Annotated in this window: 18 protein-coding genes; 7 read left to right on the top strand and 11 right to left on the bottom strand. The window is 68.7% G+C overall.

The annotated features are described in order from the left end of the window. Nucleotides 1-25 precede the first annotated feature (25 nt). Nucleotides 26-334: a nuclear transport factor 2 family protein gene (locus tag AMYNI_RS50675; protein ID WP_169515822.1), complete on the bottom strand. Its 309-nt coding sequence runs from the start codon at nt 332-334 to the stop codon at nt 26-28. A 141-nt stretch (nt 335-475) separates the two neighbouring features. Between AMYNI_RS50675 and AMYNI_RS0107840 the strand changes: the two genes are divergently transcribed. Further along, nucleotides 476-1,222: an AAA family ATPase gene (locus AMYNI_RS0107840; protein ID WP_020667446.1), complete on the top strand. Its 747-nt coding sequence runs from the start codon at nt 476-478 to the stop codon at nt 1,220-1,222. A gap of 112 nt (nt 1,223-1,334) precedes the next feature. Here AMYNI_RS0107840 and AMYNI_RS0107845 read toward each other — a convergent pair whose 3' ends face one another. Continuing rightward, entirely contained in the window at nt 1,335-2,096 is a 762-nt protein-coding gene (locus tag AMYNI_RS0107845; RefSeq protein WP_026360171.1) for a GntR family transcriptional regulator, read from the bottom strand. A gap of 303 nt (nt 2,097-2,399) precedes the next feature. Between AMYNI_RS0107845 and AMYNI_RS0107855 the strand changes: the two genes are divergently transcribed. The 3 genes from AMYNI_RS0107855 to AMYNI_RS0107865 are packed head-to-tail and all read left to right on the top strand — an operon-like array spanning nt 2,400 to nt 3,144. Then, on the top strand, nt 2,400-2,651 hold the full coding sequence (locus AMYNI_RS0107855; protein ID WP_020667449.1) for a hypothetical protein: 252 nt from the start codon (nt 2,400-2,402) through the stop codon (nt 2,649-2,651). After that, nucleotides 2,648-2,821, top strand: a complete 174-nt coding sequence (locus AMYNI_RS48880; RefSeq protein ID WP_020667450.1) for a hypothetical protein — start codon at nt 2,648-2,650, stop codon at nt 2,819-2,821. The genes AMYNI_RS0107855 and AMYNI_RS48880 overlap by 4 nt, the downstream gene beginning before the upstream one ends. A gap of 14 nt (nt 2,822-2,835) precedes the next feature. Beyond that, complete coding sequence (locus AMYNI_RS0107865; protein ID WP_020667451.1) at nt 2,836-3,144, top strand: helix-turn-helix domain-containing protein; 309 nt, start codon at nt 2,836-2,838, stop codon at nt 3,142-3,144. A 62-nt stretch (nt 3,145-3,206) separates the two neighbouring features. Here the strand turns inward: AMYNI_RS0107865 and AMYNI_RS0107870 are convergent, their stop codons facing one another. Continuing rightward, complete coding sequence (locus AMYNI_RS0107870; protein WP_040406666.1) at nt 3,207-5,633, bottom strand: glycoside hydrolase family 2; 2,427 nt, start codon at nt 5,631-5,633, stop codon at nt 3,207-3,209. Nucleotides 5,634-6,039: 406 nt separating this feature from the next. Between AMYNI_RS0107870 and AMYNI_RS0107875 the strand changes: the two genes are divergently transcribed. Then, entirely contained in the window at nt 6,040-6,738 is a 699-nt protein-coding gene (locus AMYNI_RS0107875; protein ID WP_026360172.1) for a glyoxalase/bleomycin resistance/extradiol dioxygenase family protein, read from the top strand. A 9-nt stretch (nt 6,739-6,747) separates the two neighbouring features. Here AMYNI_RS0107875 and AMYNI_RS0107880 read toward each other — a convergent pair whose 3' ends face one another. Continuing rightward, nucleotides 6,748-7,251 carry a DinB family protein gene (locus AMYNI_RS0107880; protein WP_020667454.1) on the bottom strand — a complete coding sequence of 168 codons (504 nt, stop codon included), beginning with the start codon at nt 7,249-7,251 and terminating at the stop codon, nt 6,748-6,750. Between the two features lie 544 nt (nt 7,252-7,795). On the opposite strand from AMYNI_RS0107880, the gene AMYNI_RS43975 reads away from it, so the two are divergent. Both AMYNI_RS43975 and AMYNI_RS43980 read left to right on the top strand, forming a co-directional pair. Then, nucleotides 7,796-10,027 carry an ATP-binding protein gene (locus tag AMYNI_RS43975; protein ID WP_020667456.1) on the top strand — a complete coding sequence of 744 codons (2,232 nt, stop codon included), beginning with the start codon at nt 7,796-7,798 and terminating at the stop codon, nt 10,025-10,027. 427 nt (nt 10,028-10,454) lie between these two features. Next, nucleotides 10,455-13,502 (top strand): toll/interleukin-1 receptor domain-containing protein, encoded by a 3,048-nt coding sequence (locus AMYNI_RS43980; protein WP_020667457.1) that lies wholly within the window; start codon nt 10,455-10,457, stop codon nt 13,500-13,502. Here AMYNI_RS43980 and AMYNI_RS0107900 read toward each other — a convergent pair. The 7 genes from AMYNI_RS0107900 to AMYNI_RS0107930 form a co-directional block, all read right to left on the bottom strand. After that, complete coding sequence (locus AMYNI_RS0107900; RefSeq protein WP_020667458.1) at nt 13,423-14,802, bottom strand: glycosyltransferase family protein; 1,380 nt, start codon at nt 14,800-14,802, stop codon at nt 13,423-13,425. The two genes, AMYNI_RS43980 and AMYNI_RS0107900, sit on opposite strands and share 80 nt — an antisense overlap. A 269-nt stretch (nt 14,803-15,071) precedes the next feature. Continuing rightward, complete coding sequence (locus AMYNI_RS0107905; protein ID WP_157357287.1) at nt 15,072-15,830, bottom strand: hypothetical protein; 759 nt, start codon at nt 15,828-15,830, stop codon at nt 15,072-15,074. After that, nucleotides 15,827-16,141, bottom strand: a complete 315-nt coding sequence (locus AMYNI_RS0107910) for a WXG100 family type VII secretion target (RefSeq protein ID WP_020667460.1) — start codon at nt 16,139-16,141, stop codon at nt 15,827-15,829. Before AMYNI_RS0107910 ends, AMYNI_RS0107905 begins: the two co-directional genes overlap by 4 nt. Then, nucleotides 16,138-16,539 carry a YbaB/EbfC family nucleoid-associated protein gene (locus AMYNI_RS0107915; RefSeq protein WP_020667461.1) on the bottom strand — a complete coding sequence of 134 codons (402 nt, stop codon included), beginning with the start codon at nt 16,537-16,539 and terminating at the stop codon, nt 16,138-16,140. Before AMYNI_RS0107915 ends, AMYNI_RS0107910 begins: the two co-directional genes overlap by 4 nt. Nucleotides 16,540-16,568: 29 nt before the next feature. Continuing rightward, nucleotides 16,569-17,402, bottom strand: a complete 834-nt coding sequence (locus tag AMYNI_RS0107920; RefSeq protein ID WP_020667462.1) for an ESX secretion-associated protein EspG — start codon at nt 17,400-17,402, stop codon at nt 16,569-16,571. Continuing rightward, on the bottom strand, nt 17,399-17,743 hold the full coding sequence (locus tag AMYNI_RS0107925; protein WP_020667463.1) for a hypothetical protein: 345 nt from the start codon (nt 17,741-17,743) through the stop codon (nt 17,399-17,401). The genes AMYNI_RS0107920 and AMYNI_RS0107925 overlap by 4 nt, the downstream gene beginning before the upstream one ends. 20 nt (nt 17,744-17,763) lie before the next feature. Beyond that, nucleotides 17,764-18,906, bottom strand: a complete 1,143-nt coding sequence (locus tag AMYNI_RS0107930; protein WP_020667464.1) for a WXG100 family type VII secretion target — start codon at nt 18,904-18,906, stop codon at nt 17,764-17,766. Nucleotides 18,907-18,908: the final 2 nt, after the last annotated feature.

Genomic DNA, 18,908 nt, shown 5'->3' on the forward strand with positions numbered 1-18,908 from the left:
AGCCGCCATCCTGCCCGAAAGTGATTCAGGAATCGGCTGCCAGCGCAGTGGCCAAGTTGTCGAGTCGGCCGAAGGCGCGGGCCATACCCACGTGGTCGCCGTAGTCGCGTGATTCGACGATGACGCCGTCGCGCACCCGTGTCACAAAGACGCACGGCACGGTGAAGGGACCGCCGTTCGCCGAACCGACGTAGCTGAACTCGAAGATGACCACCTCAGGATCCGCGGTCTCGTGGACCCGGCCCACCGGCTCGAACCGATCGGCTCCTGGCGCTTGGGCTGGTCCATCGGCGAAGTGCCGGCGTAGCTCGGCCCTCTGGCAACTTGCCTGCAGCTTTGAGCTTGGCTGCCAGCTCCGCTCGACCGGTCACTTCTCGTGTCGCCCGTCTTCCCTCGTGCGCTCCACTCTGAACGACACCTCAACCCCGGCATAGCCCCCGAACGAGGGGCACGTCCGGACCTTACGGTTGACGTCATGCTGATCGACCACATCGAGGTGACCACCGCTTTCGCCGAAGGTGACGAGTCGGCCTGGCCGCTTTCGGTTCCCGCGATCCGCGACCTGGCCGAGAACGGCCTGCCGATCACCAGCGACCTCGTGGTGCTGGTCGGCGCCAACGGTAGTGGCAAATCCACCTTGTTGGAGGGCATTGCCGAGGCGTACGGGTTGGATGTTCGTGGCGGCCACGGCGGCCGGCACTATGTCAGCCCGTTGGACAAGAGCCCACTCGGAGCGGCCCTTCGCCTACATCGCACGACCCGCGGCCGGAAGCTCACCGGGCGCAAGGCCACCGGGTTCTTCCTGCGCGCCGAAACCGCCTACGGCATGTTGGCCTACATGACCGGCAAAGAGGTCGTGGGATATGGCGACCGGCTGTCCTGGGAGGTCAGCCACGGGGAGTCCTACCTGCAGGCCATCACCGGACGATTCAGTGGACCTGGTCTCTACCTTCTCGATGAGGCCGAGGGGCCGCTGTCGTTCCAGTCCACGTTGCTGTTGCTGTATCACCTGCGCGAACTGGTGGCCACGCACAACGCCCAGGTCATCTACTCCACACATTCCCCACTGGTGGCCGCGCTCCCCGGCGCGCAGATCCTGGAAATGTCCGAGGACGGAATCCACGAGCAGGAATGGTCGGACCTCGATGCCGTGCGACTGTGGCAAACGTTTCTCCGTCACCCGCAACGGATGTTCGACTTCGACCAGCACGATGACCAGTGACGCCCCACAAGCTCGACTCGCCCACCGCGAACGTGGGACTCGCCGAGCGCGAACGTAGGACTCGCCAGGCGCGAACGTGGGACTCGCCGGGCGGTGATCCCAGCGATGTCGCTTATTCGGCGGGCCATTCGTAGGTCAGCTCGTACATGTTGGCCGGCAGCACCATGTCGTTCATCTCCAGCGGATTGCCGTCTTCTCCGTAGGCAACCCTGGTCACGGTGATCACCGGCGCGCCTTCCCTCAACTGGAGCGCGCTGGCTTCCTCTGGTGTTGGCATGCGGGCGCCGACGTGCTCGGTGAACGAGCCGATCGGGTGCCCGGCTTCTTCTAGTCGTGCGTATGCGCCACCGGTGCCGGTGTCGACCTGTTCGATCGCAGTGCCACGAGTCAGGTCACGGGGAAGACGCGACACCGCGAGTTGAACAACCAGACCGTTGGCACGCATCACACGGTCGCGGACCGTCACCTCAGTGTCCGGAGAAACCTGCAAGTGGCCGGCTGCCCGATCTCCGGCTGATTCGAAGTAGACCTTCACGGAGGAAGACGGGCTGAAGCCGCGGTCCGCGGCGTCAGCCAAGAACGCGCCGCGGTTCTGCTCTCGCGCCAACCTGGAGAGCCGCGATCTGGACAGTCGGTGGATCGTGGCCGGTGGCTTCACGAACACGCCGCGCCCGTGCTCGGCGACGACCACGCCTTCGGTTCGGAGAACGTTCACGGCATCGCGGATCGTCGGCCGCGACACTCCGTACTCCTCGACCAACTCCCGCTCGCTCGGCAGCCGCGAGCCTGGCGCGAACGTGCCTGCCGAGATCTTCTCCCTCAGGTCTGCCGCGACTTGCCGGAAGGCTGGAACTCCGCTTGTCCGATCAACCATGCTCGCCATTCTCCTCATGCCAACTCGTCTTGACCAGTTGTGGACCGCATGCCATCGTATAACTGATCAACACGTCTTAACCAGTAGCGGAGTGTGAGAGAGAATGTGGCTATCGGTCACGTGGGTCGCACTGGTCGTCCTGCTCTTCGCCGTGCTGCCGGTCGCGCACCGGCATCTCGACAGACAGCCGCGCGGCCACCAGCGCAACATGCGCCGGGCCCACAGATGGCTTCGCGCCGAAACCCGTGCCCGGCACCGCGCGGACCGTACTTACCGCGCCGCTCCCGACAAGGCGGTCCGACGATGAAGCGCGAGGACCGTGAGTTGCTCGCCAACCTGAACCGGCTCGGCCGGGACATCGGGCTGGCGGTCCAGCACCTGGTCACCAACATCCCACCCGGCGGTCCCCTCAACCCTGCCTTGCTTCGCAGGCTGTCCCACCTTCACCTCGGAGTAGGCGGGCTTCTGGCGCACCGGGCAGCGGAGATCGAAAACCGCACCGAACCCCTGGCCATCACCGGCCCCGATCCGGCCCCTGCCGGGGAACCACGATGAACGAGACCTTCGAAGATCGCGCGCGTTCGGTGCGATACCGCCTGCACCTCCTCGGCATCGACCTCCTACGCGACGAGACGGCGAAGGCCCGGCGGCTCGCCGGCGACATGGAAGCCCTCGCCGCCGAAATCCGGCAGACGGCCGACCAGGCGGACAGCGAACCACGATGAGAGGGAACGAGTTTATGCCGAGCGAAGAACAACTCCGCGACGTGGAACACGCGATGGTGGCCGAACTGGCCAGGCTCCGGTGGCGAAGCGGGCTGTCCCTGAAGGCGGTGTGCGATGCCGTGGGCGGTGGCCTGGACCCGACGCGGCTGTCGCGGATCCTGCGGGGCGAACGAGCGATGTCGCTCTGGCAGTTCGTCGGCCTGTGCCGGGTCTTCGACCGGTCGCCAGGGCGATTGGTCGACGAGGCGTGCCGGGTGATGCTGGATCCCTTGGCGCTGCGCGACCTCGCCCCGTTCCTCGAACTGATGCCGAAGCGCAAATAACCGCAGGTCAGGCGTCGTGAGTGGAAAGTGTTGCCGGGGCAACACTTTCCACTCACGAGCGGTTAGCGGGTTGCCAGGGTGGCGACCTCCTTGTCGGAGAGAGCGCGATCGAAGAGGCGGACGTCGTCGACGGCGCCGCGCAGGAAGTCGACCTGGTTGCCGCCGTACTGGCCGCGGCCGAGCACCGTGTGGCCGGTGGATTCCGGGGTGGTGCAGGCATTGCGCGTGGCGACCTTGGCACCGTCGACGTAGAGCGACAGGCTGCCGGCCGCGGCGTCGCGGACGCCGGTCAGGTGGTACCAGCGACCGGGTTCCGGCTTCTCCGGCGAAAGCGCGCGCAGCCCGGAGAAGCTCATCGCCCAGCGCTGGTCGGCGCCGGAGTACTGCAGGAAGAAGGCGCTGTCCCGGCCGGTGTCCTGGCTGACGACCGTCTGGAAACCGGTACCGGCCTCGTCCAGTTTGGCCCAGGCCGACACCGAGTAGCTGCCGCCCGTGCCGACCAGCGCGGCGCCGGTGTCCGCCTGCCCGTCACCGGAGAAGGCCAGCCCGCCGCCCTTGACGCCCTCGCCCCACCGCGCGTTGGTCAGTGCCGCGTCGGCGTCGCCGACGGAGTCCGTCGCCGTCGACCCGCCGCCCTCGTCGAACTGGTACGAGTGCACACCGGCCAGGCCGGGCGTGCCAGGACCGGGACCCGGACCGCCGGGGCCGGTGCCGTCGGCATTGCGCACGATCTCGTCGTTGATCGCGCGCACCTGCGGGAAGTCCATCTTCGCGACCTGCCGGTCGTAGGTGAAGAAGCCGTTGACCTCGTGCTCGACATCGGTGACCTGGGTGTAGATCGCCCCGCTGATACCGCAGCGCTCCGCCGTGGCCAGCACATCGCGCTGGTTCTCCACATACCGCCGGGTGAGCGTCGCCTTGTCCGGGGTCATCTCGTAGGCGTGGCCCTCGCCGAACCACATGTGCCCGTCCACCTCGAGCCCGAAACCGCCGTGCTCACCGTCGATGGACACCCGGCCCGCTTCGGGCACCGGGTTCGCCGGTCCGACGTACTGGTGCCAGTCGATCACGTCGCCCTTGCCGGAGTCGCCGAGCGAATCGCAGCAGTTCACCCCGCTGTGCGCGTTCACCAGCCGGGTCGGGTCCTGCGCCTTGACCTCGTCGGCGATCCGGCCGGTGGCTTCCTTGGACCACTCGCCCCAGCCCTCGTTGAACGGCACCCAGCCGATCACCGAGGTCCAGTTCTTCTTCTGCTCCACCAGTTCCTTCAGCTCGGTCTCGAACTGCCGCTGCGCGTCGGCAGGCGGACGGCCGCCGGTCTTCATCGACGGCATGTCCTGCCAGACGAGCAGGCCGAGCCGGTCGGCGTGGTAGTACCAGCGGTCGGGTTCGGTCTTGATGTGCTTGCGCACCGTGTTGAAGCCGAGCTCCTTGTGCTGCTCGAGGTCGAACCGCAGCGCCTCGTCGGTCGGCGCGGTGTAGATGCCGTCCGGCCAGTAGCCCTGGTCCAAAGTGGACATCAGGAAGAGGATCTTGCCGTTGACGGTGATCCGCAGCTTGCCGTCCTCGCCCTTGGCGGTGCCGATCTCCCGCATCCCGAAGTAGGACGACACCCGGTCGACCGCGCGGTGCCCCTTCTTCAGCACGACGTTGAGGTTGTAGAGGAACGGCTTGTCCGGCGACCACAGCTTGGCCTGCGGCACCGGCACCTTCAACGCCTGGTCGACCGGCCCGTCGGTGCGGCTGACCACCCGGTTGCCGTCCAGCACGGTCACCTCGGCACGCAGGCCAGCCCGCTCGCCACCGGTGCGCACGGTAAGTCCCAGGGTGGAGCTGTCGATGTCGGGCACCATGCCGAGGGTGTCGACGTAGCCGGACGGCACCGGCTCCATCCACACCGTCTGCCAGATCCCGGACGCGCCCTCGTAGAAGATGCCGCGGTCGGGCACCAGCCGCTGCTTGCCGACCGGCTGCCAGGTCGCGTCCGCCCTGTCCTCCACGCCGACCACGATTTCCTGTTCACCCCAAGGTTTCAGGGCCGCGCCGACGTCCGCGGAGAACGCTCCGTAGCCGCCCTGGTGACTGGCTACCTTCTTGCCGTTCACCCACACCGTGGCCTTGTAGTCAACCGCGCCGAAGTGCATCCGCAGCGAATTGCCCCAGCCGACCCGCCAGCCTTGCGGCACGGTGAACGTCCGCCGGTACCACATGTGATCCTCGTGCCGCTCGATCCCGGACAGCACCGACTCGGCCGGATACGGCACCAGCACCCGTTCGGGCAAGCCGCGCCCGATCGGCGGCGTCTCCCCGGCCGTGGCGCCCGCGAACTCCCAAACCCCGTTGAGGTTCCGCCATTCCTTGCGGACGAGCTGCGGCCGCGGATATTCGGGCAGCGCGTTACCCGGCGAGACCTCGTGGGTCCACGGCGTCGGCATCCGCGGCTCGCCCATCCGCCAGCCGGGCGGGGCCGCCGACGCGGCCGGCGTCATGACGGCGGCGAGCAACGCGGACACGAACGCGCACACCAGGAACCGGAGAGCCCCGGTTCTTCGCCGCCGGGTCGATGATGCTGACGGCGCAGATGACGGCGCAGCTGACAACGATGACATCGAAGACGACACTGTCGGACACCCTTCTTCGCGGGAGACCCACCCCGGCAGACGACCGGTTCATCCCATTTCACGACGATCACCGCACAAATGTCAACACCTTCGATCACAATCCAACAAACGGCTCAACGGCCCAGAGCCGGTCGCAGCACAGCCGGACCGGACCAGCGGGACCCACTGGTCCGGTCGACCGTCCACAGATAGAACTGAACCACCGAAGGCTAGGAAAGATCGGGGTTCTCACTTTCATGTGCGAGCGGAGAGACCGATCTCTACCTTCGTGAAAATGACGGAGAAGACGATTCCCAGGTTGATGGCCAAGTCGATTGAGCCGGTGGCCGACTTCTACACCGCATTGGGATTTGAGATCACTTTCCGACAGACGGCGCCGTACCAGTTTCTGAGCGTTAAGCGTGCGGGTATCGAGCTGAACTTCTACGGAGACAAGAAATTCGATCCGACCTCCTCCGCGCATGGCTGCCTTGTCGACACCGATGACGTCGACTACCTGTATGCGACCTTCACCGAAGGGCTGCGGGAGGCACTCGGATCAGTGCCCACCCAGGGACTTCCGCGAGTGGGCACGTTGAAGGACATGAGCTACGGGTCGCGACAGTTCCTGGTGATCGATCCCGGCGGGAACACCATCCAGATCGCCCAGCCGATCAGCGAGAACCAGCGGCACCGGCCGTTGCCGAAGGGGACGTTCGACCGGGCCATCCACATGGGCTCGCTGTTCACCGATGCCAAGCAGGACCTGGTGCTGGCGGTGAAAGTCCTGGACCGCGCGCTGCACCGGACCGACGAGGAGCCTACCGCGGTCCAGCTCGTGAAGCTGCTGGTACTTCGGGCCGACGTGGCGGTCCGCCAAGGGGAGCCGGCCCTGGCACGGGAACTGCTGACCCGCGCCAGGGCCACCGGGGTCAGCGGACCGGAGCTGGCTGACGACCTCCGGCGGATCGCGGAACTCGAAGCCGGACTGTGAGCCGAAGTCTCACGGGTTCGGCTTCCGATGCGGGTCCTGCTCGAGCTGTTCGCGAAGGATGTCGCCGTGTCCTGCGTGCCGCGCGAATTCTTCGATCATGGCCAGCAGGGTCCATCGCATGCTGACTTTTCCTTCACGGGGGTTGTCCTTGGTGTCGTCGAGGTTGAAGCGGGCGGCGATTTCACGTGATCGTTGGCTTGCGCGTTCGAACTCGGCGATAACGTCGGCCAAGGACTCGTCGTCGGTGACGGTGAAGGTACCCTCGTCCCGTTTCGAGTACCCGTCGCATTCGGATTCGTCGAGGCCGGCCCAGAATCGTTGAAACCAGATCCGTTCGGCGCCCGCGGCATGCTTGATCAATGAAATCGGCGTCGTAAGTGAAGCGACGAGCCGGCGGCGGGCGTCGGCTTCGGAGAGGCCGCGCGCGGTCTCGATCAGGGCTTCGCGGTTGCGATCGAGCATGTTCTCGATGACCGCTCGTTCGGTGCCGTTGGTGATTCTGGTCGTGCTCATGGGCTTTTACTCCGTTCTTTGGCGTGTGGTTCGAGGCAGGGGCGACGCATCCAGAAACTGGAACCAGTTGGGGACGTCGGGGCGTTCGATGTGCTCACCGCTTTGATGCGCGGGCACCGGGCAGATCCGGTGAAGACGCCAACATCATCACCCTACCGGGTCCTCGATGGCGGCCTCGCGGGTGGGGCCCGACGGCCAGGTTTCGTTTCTCGTAGAACCTGGAAAAACGAAACATCTTGCCGCCACCAGAACGCTCCCGCCAACCTGGGTGAACAGCACGACGGTTCGAGTTCACCTGATCTTGGGAGCGGCGATGAGGGTATACATACGGCTGGCCACCCTGTGCCGGGTCGTGTTCTGGTTTGCCATGGTGACGGCGCTGATCGGGCTGGCTCTGGGTTCCTGATGAGGTGCCAATTATTGGCTGCATGCCTACAGCCGGCACACCTCCTTTTCGATTTCGCCAAGGGTCCGCTCGTTCGGCGTTGTCCGGTCTCCGGCCATACTGGGCTGGACTCATGGGCTCGATGCGAGAGGTGCCGACGTGACGTTCGGGGCGGAGCTGCGCAGGTTGCGGCAGGAGGCCAAGCTGTCGCTGACCGAGCTGGCGACCAGGGTGCACTACAGCAAGGGATACCTGAGCAAGGTCGAAACCGGTATGGCCGGGCCGAACGCGGCACTCGCGGCGCTCTGCGACACCGAGTTCGGCACGGGCGGCACCCTGACCGCGCTGCTGCCCACTGATGCGCCGCGACGGCAGCGACGGGCGGCCCTGGTCATGATGCGGTCCGGGCTACCCGCGGTCACGCCCCATTTCGCCGACCGTGCCGACGAACTGGAGGAGATTCGCGCAGCGGTGCTGCGCGAAGTAGAGGGGGGTGCGGCGGTGTGCGCCGTGCACGGAATGGCCGGTGTCGGCAAGACAACACTGGTCGTGCGCTGCGCACACCGCCTTCAAACGCATTTCACCGACGGAGTTCTGTTCCTCGACCTGCGCGGGCACACCCCCGGCGCCGGTGAGGTCACCGCCGCGGAAGCGCTGGACCGGTTCCTCCGCATCCTGGGGGTCCCCGCGGAGGAGATCCCGGCCGACACCGACGACCGCGCGGCGCTCTACCGGGATCGGCTGCGGGGCCGCAGTTTCCTCATCGTCCTGGACAACGCCCGTGCCACCCGGCATCTGCTGCCGCTGGTCCCGGCCGAGCCGCAGTGCCGGGTGCTGGTCACCAGCAGGCACCGGCTCGCCGCGCTCGACGACGCCCGCCACATCACGCTGGCGACCCTGCCCCACGAGCAGGCGGCCGCCCTGTTCACCGAGCTCATCCACGATCACCCGCACCGCACCGACGACGGCACCGCGGTCAGCGGCATCGTGAACCGCTGCGGGCGGCTCCCCCTCGCCCTGCGGATCGCCGCGGCCAGGCTGCGGGCCAACCCGAGTTGGACCCTTGCCGAGCTGGACCAGCGCCTCGACGACGAGTCCGCGCGGCTGGGCGAGCTCGACGACGGGGAGCGCAGCATCACCGCCACCTTCCAGCTCTCCTACCGGGAGCTGCCAGCACAGCAGCAACGCCTGTTCGGCCTGCTGGCCCTGCACCCCGGTGCGGACCTGGAGATCTACAGCGCGGCCGCGCTGGCCGGCGCCGACCTGCCGAGCACCGAGCGGCTGCTGGCCGGCCTGCACGACGCGCACCTCATCACCCAGGAAAGTACCGGCCGGTACCAGTTCCACGACCTCATCCGCACTTTCGCCCGCACCATCGCGCTGCCCGCCGTGCCGGCTCCGGAGCAGCGCGCGGCGCTCGCCCGGCTGTTCGACCTCAACGTGTATGCCACCGATCTGGTCGACCGGATCCTGACCCCGCAACGCCACCGCCGCGACATCGAGTTCGGGCACCTGCCGCCCGCCGTACCGGATTTCACCCGGGACAACTGCGGTGAAGAATGGCTCCGGGACGAGTGGCGCAACCTCGTCGCGCTCTGCACCGCGGCCGGCGAACACGGCTTCCACGACCGGGCCTGGCAACTCGCGTTCGCGCTGCGCGGCTACTTCTTCCTCACCAAGCTGTGGGACCCCTGGATCGCGACCTGCCGGCAGGCCCTGACCTCCGCCGAAGTCAACGGGGACCTCTGGGCACAGGCCACCACCTCGAACAACCTCGGTGTCGCCAGCATCGAACGCGGCCTGCTCGACCAGGCCGAGCAGCACTATCGCGCCGCGCACGCGCTGTTCCGGGAGCTCGAAGACGAGCACGGGGCGCACACCGCCGTGAACAACCTCGCCTGGATCGCCCATTTCCGCGGCGACCACCCGTCGGCGCTCAAGGGCATGGAGACCGCGCTCGGCTTCTACCAACGCGTCGAGGCGCACCGCAACATCGCCATCACGCAGCGCGGTATCGCACTGGTGCAGGCCGAACTCGGCGACTACGCACCGGCTTTGGACAACGCAGGCGCGGCCTTCGCCACCTTCGAGGAACTCGGCCTCGACCTGGACGCGGCCATGTCGCTCAACGCCCAGGGCTGGGTGCACCACCGCGCGGAGCGCCGGCACGAGGCCGCCACCGCCTACCGGGACGCGCTCGATCGCAGTCAGCAGTGCGGAAGTAGCTACGAGGCCGCTCGCGCCGAGACCGGCCTCGGCAATGTCGCCTACGCCGCCGGGCAGCACGAGCAGGCCGAACAGCACTGGCGGCTGGCCGCGGAGCGGCACCCCAATCTCAACCCCGCCGTCGTCGCCGAAGCCCGCGCGCGGCAGGCGTTCGGTCGCGGCTGATCCTTCCGGTTCGGCAATCCGCCGGGAATACCGAGAATACGCGAAGACCAGGTTAATCGAGATTCCCGCAGTACGTCGCCCAGCCCGGTTTCGATTTCGAACTCCGCGGCTCATTGCGGCACGATTGGACACACCGCCGATCAACCGCGCGCATGATTGAACATCCTTTGCCGTGCACGGCTTGAAGTTACCGACCGGAAACCTCGCCCGCGGTTAAAAGAAAGACGGTTTCCGAATTCGTCTCTTCGAGGCGGTTTGACCGGCACTTTCACCGCACGGCACAATGGCGATAAGCGACTATAGGCGAGCCGCACAACGGTTCATCGCACGCCGCACCTACCATGTCCCGGATCACCGCCGTGGACCATAACCAGATCAAGATCAATTATTCGATGAACCGGCACGAGAGCAGCGGGGGAAGATCGACATGACGTTGGACGGCGCGGCAGCCGAGGAGGACGGCGAATCGTCCGCCGGTGCGCCGCGAGTGTTCGTCTCCTACGCCCACGAGTCGGAAGAGCACAAGAACCAGGTGCTGGGCTTCTGCCGGCTGCTGCGCCGGCACGGGGTCGACGCGCGCCTGGACCAGTACGACAGCGGCAGGCGATGGGACTGGTACGCGTGGATGACCGACCAGATCACCAGGGCCGACTTCGTCATCGTGATCGCCTCGCCCCAGTACCGGGTAGCCGGCGACGGCTCCCCCGGCCGGATGAGCAAAGGCGTGCAGACCGAGGCGGCGCTGCTTCGCGATCTCCTGCACAGCAATCGGGCGACCTGGCTGCGCAGATTGCTGCCGGTCGTGCTACCGGGGCGTTCCGTGGACGATATCCCGCTGTTCCTCCAGCCGTCCTGCGCCGACCACTACCAGTTGTCCGCGCTGAACTCCGCCAGTATCGCCGAACTGCTCCAGGTGCTGACCGAACGGCCGACCCATCGGGCGCCCGCCCTCGGCCAGGTACCGCCGCTGGAAACGGCGAAAGATATGTCACCCGTGATCCCGCCTGCCTTCATGATGCCGCGCGACCACGCGGCGTTCACCGGCCGGGAAGCGGAGCTGGAAAACCTGCTCGGGCTGGTGCCGGGAATTTCGACACCGGAACAATGGTCGGATACTGTATGCGTTATTGATGGCATGCCCGGCGTCGGAAAGACCACCTTCGCCGTGCACGCCGCTTATCGGCTGGCCGACCGTTTTCCCGGCGGACAGCTGTTCCTGGAGCTGCACGGCCACACCCCGACCCGGCAGCCGGTCGAACCAGCCGAAGCCCTGGAATCCCTGCTGCTCGCACTCGGCGTCGCTCCCCAGCAGGTGCCGGCCTCGCTCGAAGACCGCGCCCGGATGTGGCGCGACCAGCTGGCGGGCAGGCGGATCCTGCTGCTGCTCGACGGGGCTTCCAGCTACGACCAGGTCCGGCCGCTGCTCGCCGGTGCGGCGGGGTGTTTCACGATGGTCACCAGCCGGCGGCGAATGGTCTCCGCCGACGACGTGCACCCGATCTCGCTCGACGTGCTGTCGCCGGAACAGGCCGGCGACATGCTCCGCCGGCTCGTCCGCACGCCGGCGGTGGCCGATGACCCGGACGGGGTGGACGAGCTGACGAAGCTCTGCGGGCACCTGCCGCTCGCCATCGCGCTGTCGGCGGGCCGGCTGCGCAGCCATCCGTGCTGGAGCGTGCGTTATCTGGTGGACCAGCTGTGCACGGCACGGCAGCGGATCGCCGAGTTCCGCTCGAAGGGAATCGCGGTCGCCGCCGCGTTCGACATGTCCTACCGCGATCTGCCGGACGACACGCGTCGGCTTTTCCGACGACTCAGCCTGCATCCCGGGCACGACTTCGACGCCTACGCCGCCGCCGCGCTCGACGACAGCGAGCACGGCGGCACCCAGCACCGGCTCGAAGCGCTCTACCTCGACCACCTGATCGACGAACCCACCCCCGGCCGCTACCGGTTCCACGACCTGATCCGCGAGTACTCCGCTTCACTGGTCGCCCGCGACACCGAAGCCGGCCGCGACGACGCGATGAACCGCTTGTTCGGCTACTACCTGCACACGACGATCGCGGCCAACGACTGGAACCCGTCCAACCGGACCTCGACCTATCCCGCGGCCGCCACCCGGCCGCGCCACACCCCCGCACTGGACTCCCAGAAGGCGGCGCTGGACTGGCTGCGGGTCGAGCGGGAGAACCTCGTGTCCTGCGTGGACCACGCGACAGCGTCCGCAACATCGGCATCGCACGCGATCCAGCTCGCCACCGCGCTGAACCTGTTCCTGCAGATGGACGGCCAGTGGCAGCATTCGCTCGCGACCAGCACCGCCGCGCTCGCCGCCGCCCGTGCCGCCGGCGACACGCACGGCGAAGCCGCCCTCATCAACGACCTCGGATGTGCCCAGTTCATGGCACAGGACTACCCGGCCGCGGCCGCGAACCTGCGCCAGGCGCGCGCGTTGTTCGCCGGCCTCGGAAACACCGTCGGCGAAGCCAGCGCCCTCAACACCCTCGGCGCCGTTCAGGTGTCCGGTGGCGACCTGGCCGCCGCGACCGAGAGCTTCCGCCGTTCCCAGCACCTGTTCAAAGGCGCCGGGCATGCGCTCGGCGAAGCCAGGACCAAGCACAACCTCGGCATCATCCTGCACTCCAGGGGCGAGTACCCGGCCGCGATCCTCAGCCTGAACAAGGCACTCGACATCTACATGGACTCCGAGAACCCGCTGGGCGCGGCCAGCTGCCTCGCCCACATCGGCCGCACCCAGCTGGCCGTCGGGAACCGCACGGACGCGGCGCTGAACGTCGACCACGCCTACCGCATCTTCAAGGGCCTGGACAACCTGCGGGGCGAAGCCAAGGCACTGGCCGTGTGCGGCATGGTGCACCACGCGACCGGGGATGCGGCCGCCGCGCAGCGCAGCCTGGCCAGGGCCCGCGAGCTTTATGCCAGCCTCGGCGACCGGCCCGGCGAAGCCACGGCGCTCACCGCACTGGGCGCGGTGCAGCACGCCCGCGGTCGTTGCGAGGAGTCGGTCGTCCACCTCCGCCGGGCCAGCAAGCTCTGCCACCGCCTCGGCGACCGCGTCGGCGAGACCGAGGCGCTGAACGAGCTCGGCAGGCTCGCCGCCGACTGGCCGAAGGCGGGAGACAGCATGGCGTACCACAAACGCGCATTGGAGCTGAGCCGATCCACCGGCCTTCCGCTGGAGGAAGCCCGCGCGCTGGAAGGGATCGGCAACCACCTGCTGCACGAGACGAACCTGCGCGACGGCATCGGCTGCCTGCGCCAGGCCCTGCGCATCTACGAGAAGCTCGACGTGCCGGAAGAACAGGTGCTGCTTTCCAAGCTCGCGCGAATCACCGCGAGCAGCACGAAACAACGCAGCTTCGACGGCCGGGTTAGCGGCGCAGCAGGCCGCGTACCCGGTCGGTCGCCTGGCCCATCACCACGTCCAGCCGAACCCGGCGCTGCCCGGTGATCGCGCGCTGATCCGCCAGTTCGGCAACGGCTTCGAGTTCCCGCTGGTGCGATTCGCCCGCCACGTTCAGCGCGTCGGCCAGCAGGCGCTCCTGCTGTTCGTAGTGCCGCTGGGTGGCGCGGCGTTCCTGGGCGTGCCGGATTTCGGCCGCTTCACGCGCGCGGTCGCCTTCCGCGCGCAGGCGTTCGCTTTCCTCGTACCGCCGCTCGCTTTCGGTGGCACGAGCGGTCGCGACGGCCAGTGCCGAGCGGGTCCGCTCCAGCTCGGCGCCGGTCCGTTCGGCGAACACGGCGAACTCCGCGCGCAGCAGGTAGAGCGCGCACTCGTCCCGCCAGCGCAGCCGCACCAGCCGGGCCAGCTCGCGGTGGGCGGTGGTCACCGGGGCGGCGGCGGGAGCGAGCCGCTGGAAGAGTGCGACCAGTTCCTCGGCGTGCGCGTGCGCCTGGTGGTGGTTCAGCACCAGTTCGCGGTTCACCTGCCCCATCAGCGGGTCGTAGGCGTCCAGGTCCCGGCGCAGCCGGCCGGGCTCGCCGACGACGGGAAGGGCCTGGCCGGCGAAGGCGTCGGCCTCCATCAGCGGGTAGCTCCCCGGGGTGACCCAGCCATCGGTGCCGAACACGTCGTAGAGGTACGCGGGGCGACCGCAGGACATCGCGTCGAGCAACGCCCTGCCTTTGCCGACCACGATGTCGGCCGCCGCAATCTCCTCTTCGGGGCGCAGCGACGCGGTCGCCCGACCCACCTGCACGAACTCGAGCCCGGCCGGGGACCAGGCGTCCACCAGGACGCGGCGCACGTCGGACTGCAGGTAGTTGCCGAGCAGCAGCACGCGTTTCGGCCGGGGACGCGGCGCGCCGCGCGGCACCAGCCGGTCCACGTCGATCGGCTGGCGCAGGCGGACCACCTCCTGCGGCACGTCCAGTGCGCGCACCCGCCGCCCGACGCTGTCGCTGAGCACCACCACCACCTTCGCGACGCCGGGGACCAGCGGCGGCATGGACAGATCGAACAGCGTGCCGTGCGCGACGAAGACCTGGGGCACCTTCGGCAACCGGTCGGCCAGCGCGTAGGCCATCCCGCCGTCCTGGGCGAGCACCACGTCGCAGTGCGCGGGCAGGTCGTCGAGTTCTGGCGCGACGGCGATCCCCTGCGCCACCGCGAGTTCGGCCATCGCGCCGAGCTCGGCGGCGTGGATCGTCACCTCATGACCGAGCCGCTGCAATTCCACGGCGATGGTGAGGACATAGGTCTCACTGCCACCGACCGCCGCGAAAGCATTCGTCCCCAGCACCACCCGCATGACCAAAACGCTACCGCAGAACGACTTCCAGACGCGCACGCAGCACCTTGCCACGCAATTTCGGACGGTCGGAAATTGACGTTCCCGCGCACCGGTCTGCCAATGATCAGGCGGGGCTTACGCCTTACCAGCACTGGGATTACCCTGATCAGCCTAGTGGCGTACGCCGCGAATGAGCCGTTTCTCGCGGGACGGTAATCATCGCCCAACGGTCAAATCCCGTTACCGCATGGACCAATTTAGTCGGCAATATCTCGTGGCGAAAGAAATCACCGTGCCGCGGCGCTGTTCTTGGTGGTCTTGGTGATCGCCTTGTCGATAACCTGCAGGGACTTCAGCATCGCCAGCACGAGCTTCGCCAGGTTCTGCGAGCTGGACAGCAGGGCGCCCATCTTCTCGGCGATCTGCTGCCCGTACTGCACGGCGATCGCCACGCACTGCGGGACGGCCGCCGCGACGCTCGCACCGCCGGTCGCCGGAGCGGTGGCCATCGCCTGGGTCATGATCGGGGTGATCTTCCCGGCGGCCTCGCCGACGAGCTGCGTGATGATCTGCTGCGCCTTGCCGATCACGTCGCTCGCGCCCGCCATCGCGCTGGACACGCCGGCGCTCGCCTTGCCGATGGCACGGAGTTCGTCGGCGAGTTCGCCGGAGGTGTTCTGGTATCCCGACGCGGCCGTGCCCGACCAGTTCGGGGTCTCCGTTCCGCTCGACTGCTGGTAGGAACCGGCGAGCTCGGAGACGTTCTGCCCGGTGCTCTGCAAGCTGCCGGAGCTGGACGAGACCGCACCGGGCTCACCGAGCAGTGTTTCCAGCGGTGCGGTCAGGAACGACACGAAGTCGGTCATCCAGCCGAAGCCGGCCGTGGTCAGCGCCGAGAGCGGGTCCGGGCCGGCGCCGAGGACGTCCGCCGCCGCGGTCGCGCCGTAGAGGCCGGCGGTCACCCAGTCGTTGTTCTGCACGGCCGTGGTGGTCGCTTCCAGGTCGGCGAGCAACTGGGTGATCGGTGCAGTCGTTGGTGAAGTCACTGTGCTCCCTCCACGCGCAGTCGGGTGGTGTGCTGGTCTTCGACCTGCTGGTAGGCGTCCGCGGCCCGGCCAAGGCCGGTGCTCAGGTCGTGCACGGCGGAGGATGCGTGCGTGATGGATTCCGTGGTCTTGGCCATGGCTTCGGTCAGCCCGGCGGTGAGGAAACCGACGAAGCTGCCGAGTGCGTTGTCGGGCAGTTCGCCCGGCAGCACGCCCGCGGCGGAGGACAGCTGCGCGGCGAGCCCGCCGACGGTGCCGGCGTGCTTCCGGATCTCGCCCGGCTCGGCCTGGAACTGGTTCGGTGCGGTCATTTGGTGATCTCCGGTGGATTCGCGAAGTAGCTGTCATCGGCCGGGGGCTCGTCGCCCGCCGCGACGGACGGCAGGTTCTGCTTGACGATCTCCAGCGCGGGCCCCTCGCCGACGTACTCGGTCATGATCTCCACGACCTGCGCGCCGGCCGCCTGCTGCGCCTGCCGCGCGGTGGCCAGGATGAGTTGGGCGAGCTGGCCTGCTTCGAGCGCGCGGGCCGCCGGGGTCAGCATGAGGTCTTCGAGTGCGCCGCCGGCGCCGACCACCACCGAGACTTCGCCGCGCGGCGAGGTCGCGTGCCCGCCGGCCTGCCGCAGACTCGCGCTGGCCGCCTGCGCGTTCGCCGCCGCGGTCGCCAGCGTCTTGTCATAGTCCTCGAGCCAGTTGGCTGGATCCACCAAACTTTCCTTCCGTGCTTTCCCGAGGCTCATCGGGGACCGCGGGCGATCGTGGCCATGTCCTCCAGCGCGGCACGCAGTTCCTTCTGCCGCAACGGGTTCACGCTCATCCAGCCGTCGGCCGCGCGGTTCACCCGCATCCTGCCGCGCGGACTGTCCAACCAGGACAGTTCCACACCGGACCGGACTTGCTCGTCGCCGGCGCGGCGGGTCGCGCCGAGCTGGCCGCGGCCGGTCAGCACCGGCAGCAGGCCGACGAGCTGGTCGAGCACCTCCGGGTCGCCGCCGCAGTCACGGACCAGTGCCCGCAGCCGGCGTTCCTGCTCCGCGTCGGTGATCTCCGCGGCGTCGTTCTCGAAGTCCTCGACCAGGCGGGTCGCGGCGCTCACCGCGCGTTCGGGCAGCACGATCGGCATCGACCTGACCGGAGCGACCTCGGGCACCAGGCCGAGCAGCTCACCGGTCAGCGCGGTCTCCGCGACCTGCCGGACCCGCACCGTGCCGGCCGGGTCGTCGTCCAGCGGCTGATGGCAGAGCAGCGCCCGCGACCGGTAGACCATCGCTACCACGCCGATCGTCCCGTCCGGGCCGGTCAGCACGAGATCGACGGTGCCCCGGTACTCGCGCAACGCCGTGACCAGCTCGGCCGCGGCACCAGCCGGCCCGGTCTCGTCGGCGAGACCGCGCATCCGCAGCGCCGCGCCCGCGGTGGCCAGCAGCACCTCGCGCTCGCCGTCGATCCGCCCGAACGACGGCACCCGCAGCGGGAACGGGAATGGCACCCCGGCGTGCGCGGCGAGCAGGTCCAGCTCGACCAAACCGAAGCGCGGCAAGGATTCCGTGTCGTCGAGCAACGCCGTCATGTCTCGGCGCCACCGGTGGTGCGGAACGTCTGCGCGATGTCGGCCTCACGCTCCAGGTACCTGTCGACGGACGCCTTCAGCGCCCGGTGGAAGTCGCCGAGGTCGTTGCCCGCCGCGCTGACGTCCCCGGTGAGCCCGGCCCGACCGGCCGCCTCGCACAGGCGCACGGCCAGGTGCAACGCGGGCGGCGCGGTGCCGAGCATCGGCCGCCGCTCGGCCAGCCTGCTCGCGGAGGCGGCCAGGCCGCCGGTCCGGTCGCCGATTTCGGCGAGCGCGCCGGCCTGCGCGCTGAGTTCCTGCGGTGCGACCTGGTATCCGTGCTGGGAAGCCTGAGAAGTCAACGGAATCACTCCTGTCTGCGCTAAAGGCCGATGACCGGGTCGCTGGCCCGCTCCTCGACGGCGAAAAGTCCCTGGTCGATGGTGGGCAGCCGGTTCTGGTGCTCCTCGTCCCCATCTCCGCTGCCGCGTGCGCCCGCACCCGGCGGCATCATGCCGCCCGCACCGGCCGTACGCGCGGCCGCGAGCTCGGACATCATCCCGGCGGTCCTTGCCAGCAGCGCGCTGCCCAGCGCACTGCCCGCGAGCAGGCCGCCCGCCAGGCCAGGGCCCGCACCGGTGAGCCGTCCCCACGGCACACCGCCGGACACACCGCCACCGCTCAACGCCCGGCCGCCCGCGTATCCGGCCGCGCTGGTCGTCTCACCAGTCGATCCGTACGTGCCCGCCGTGGCCGCACCGGAAGGCGCGATCGAGTTGCTGCTGTCCCGCAGGCTCGACTCGTAGCGCTGCATCACGTGCACCGCCTCGGCCTTCTGCTCGGCAGCCGCGACGTTGGCGACGAACAGGCTGGCGCCGCCACCGGCCACGGCGCCGATGGCCGCGCCCATCAGCGCGCCAGGCCCGGCGCCGATCCCGCCGGCACCCGCACCGGCCACACCGCCGATCACCGCGCCCGCACCGGCCCCGGCCACAGCGGCGGCCACGACGTCCCCGGTCGGGTCGCCGGGTGGCGGCGGCATCGTGTTGCGGGCGACGGCGAGCGCGTCACCGGCGTTCTGGGTGGCGTCCCCGACGGTGCCGGCCCGAGTGCCGATGCCGGAGGTCCGCTCCCCGAGTTCGCCGAGCCGGTTCCCTGCTGGCTCGGCCGCCTGCCCGCTCCAGTTGTCGGGCAGCGCGTCCCGCTGACCACGCAACGCGTCCGCCTGGCCGGTCAGCTCCTCGCTGTGCCGCCCCCACTCCGCGGCGACCCCGCTGACATCGCCAACATCGGCGTTCTGCCACAGCATCTGGTGCAGCTGCTGGTGGGTGTAGGCGTTCCAGTTCGTGCCGTCCGGCGGCACCGGCGAACCGAAGTACCCCTCCCAGACATTGCGCAAGGTGTCCACCACTGGCTGCACCAGCGCGCCGACCGGCCCCGCCTGCTCCAGGCCCGCGGTGGCGGCGCCGGCCAGGTCCTGCACCCCGGCGGACGCGGTGTCGATCACGTTTCCCGGCTCGGTCATGC

It is taken from the genome of Amycolatopsis nigrescens CSC17Ta-90, from assembly GCF_000384315.1.
GTDB classification, from domain to species: domain Bacteria; phylum Actinomycetota; class Actinomycetes; order Mycobacteriales; family Pseudonocardiaceae; genus Amycolatopsis; species Amycolatopsis nigrescens.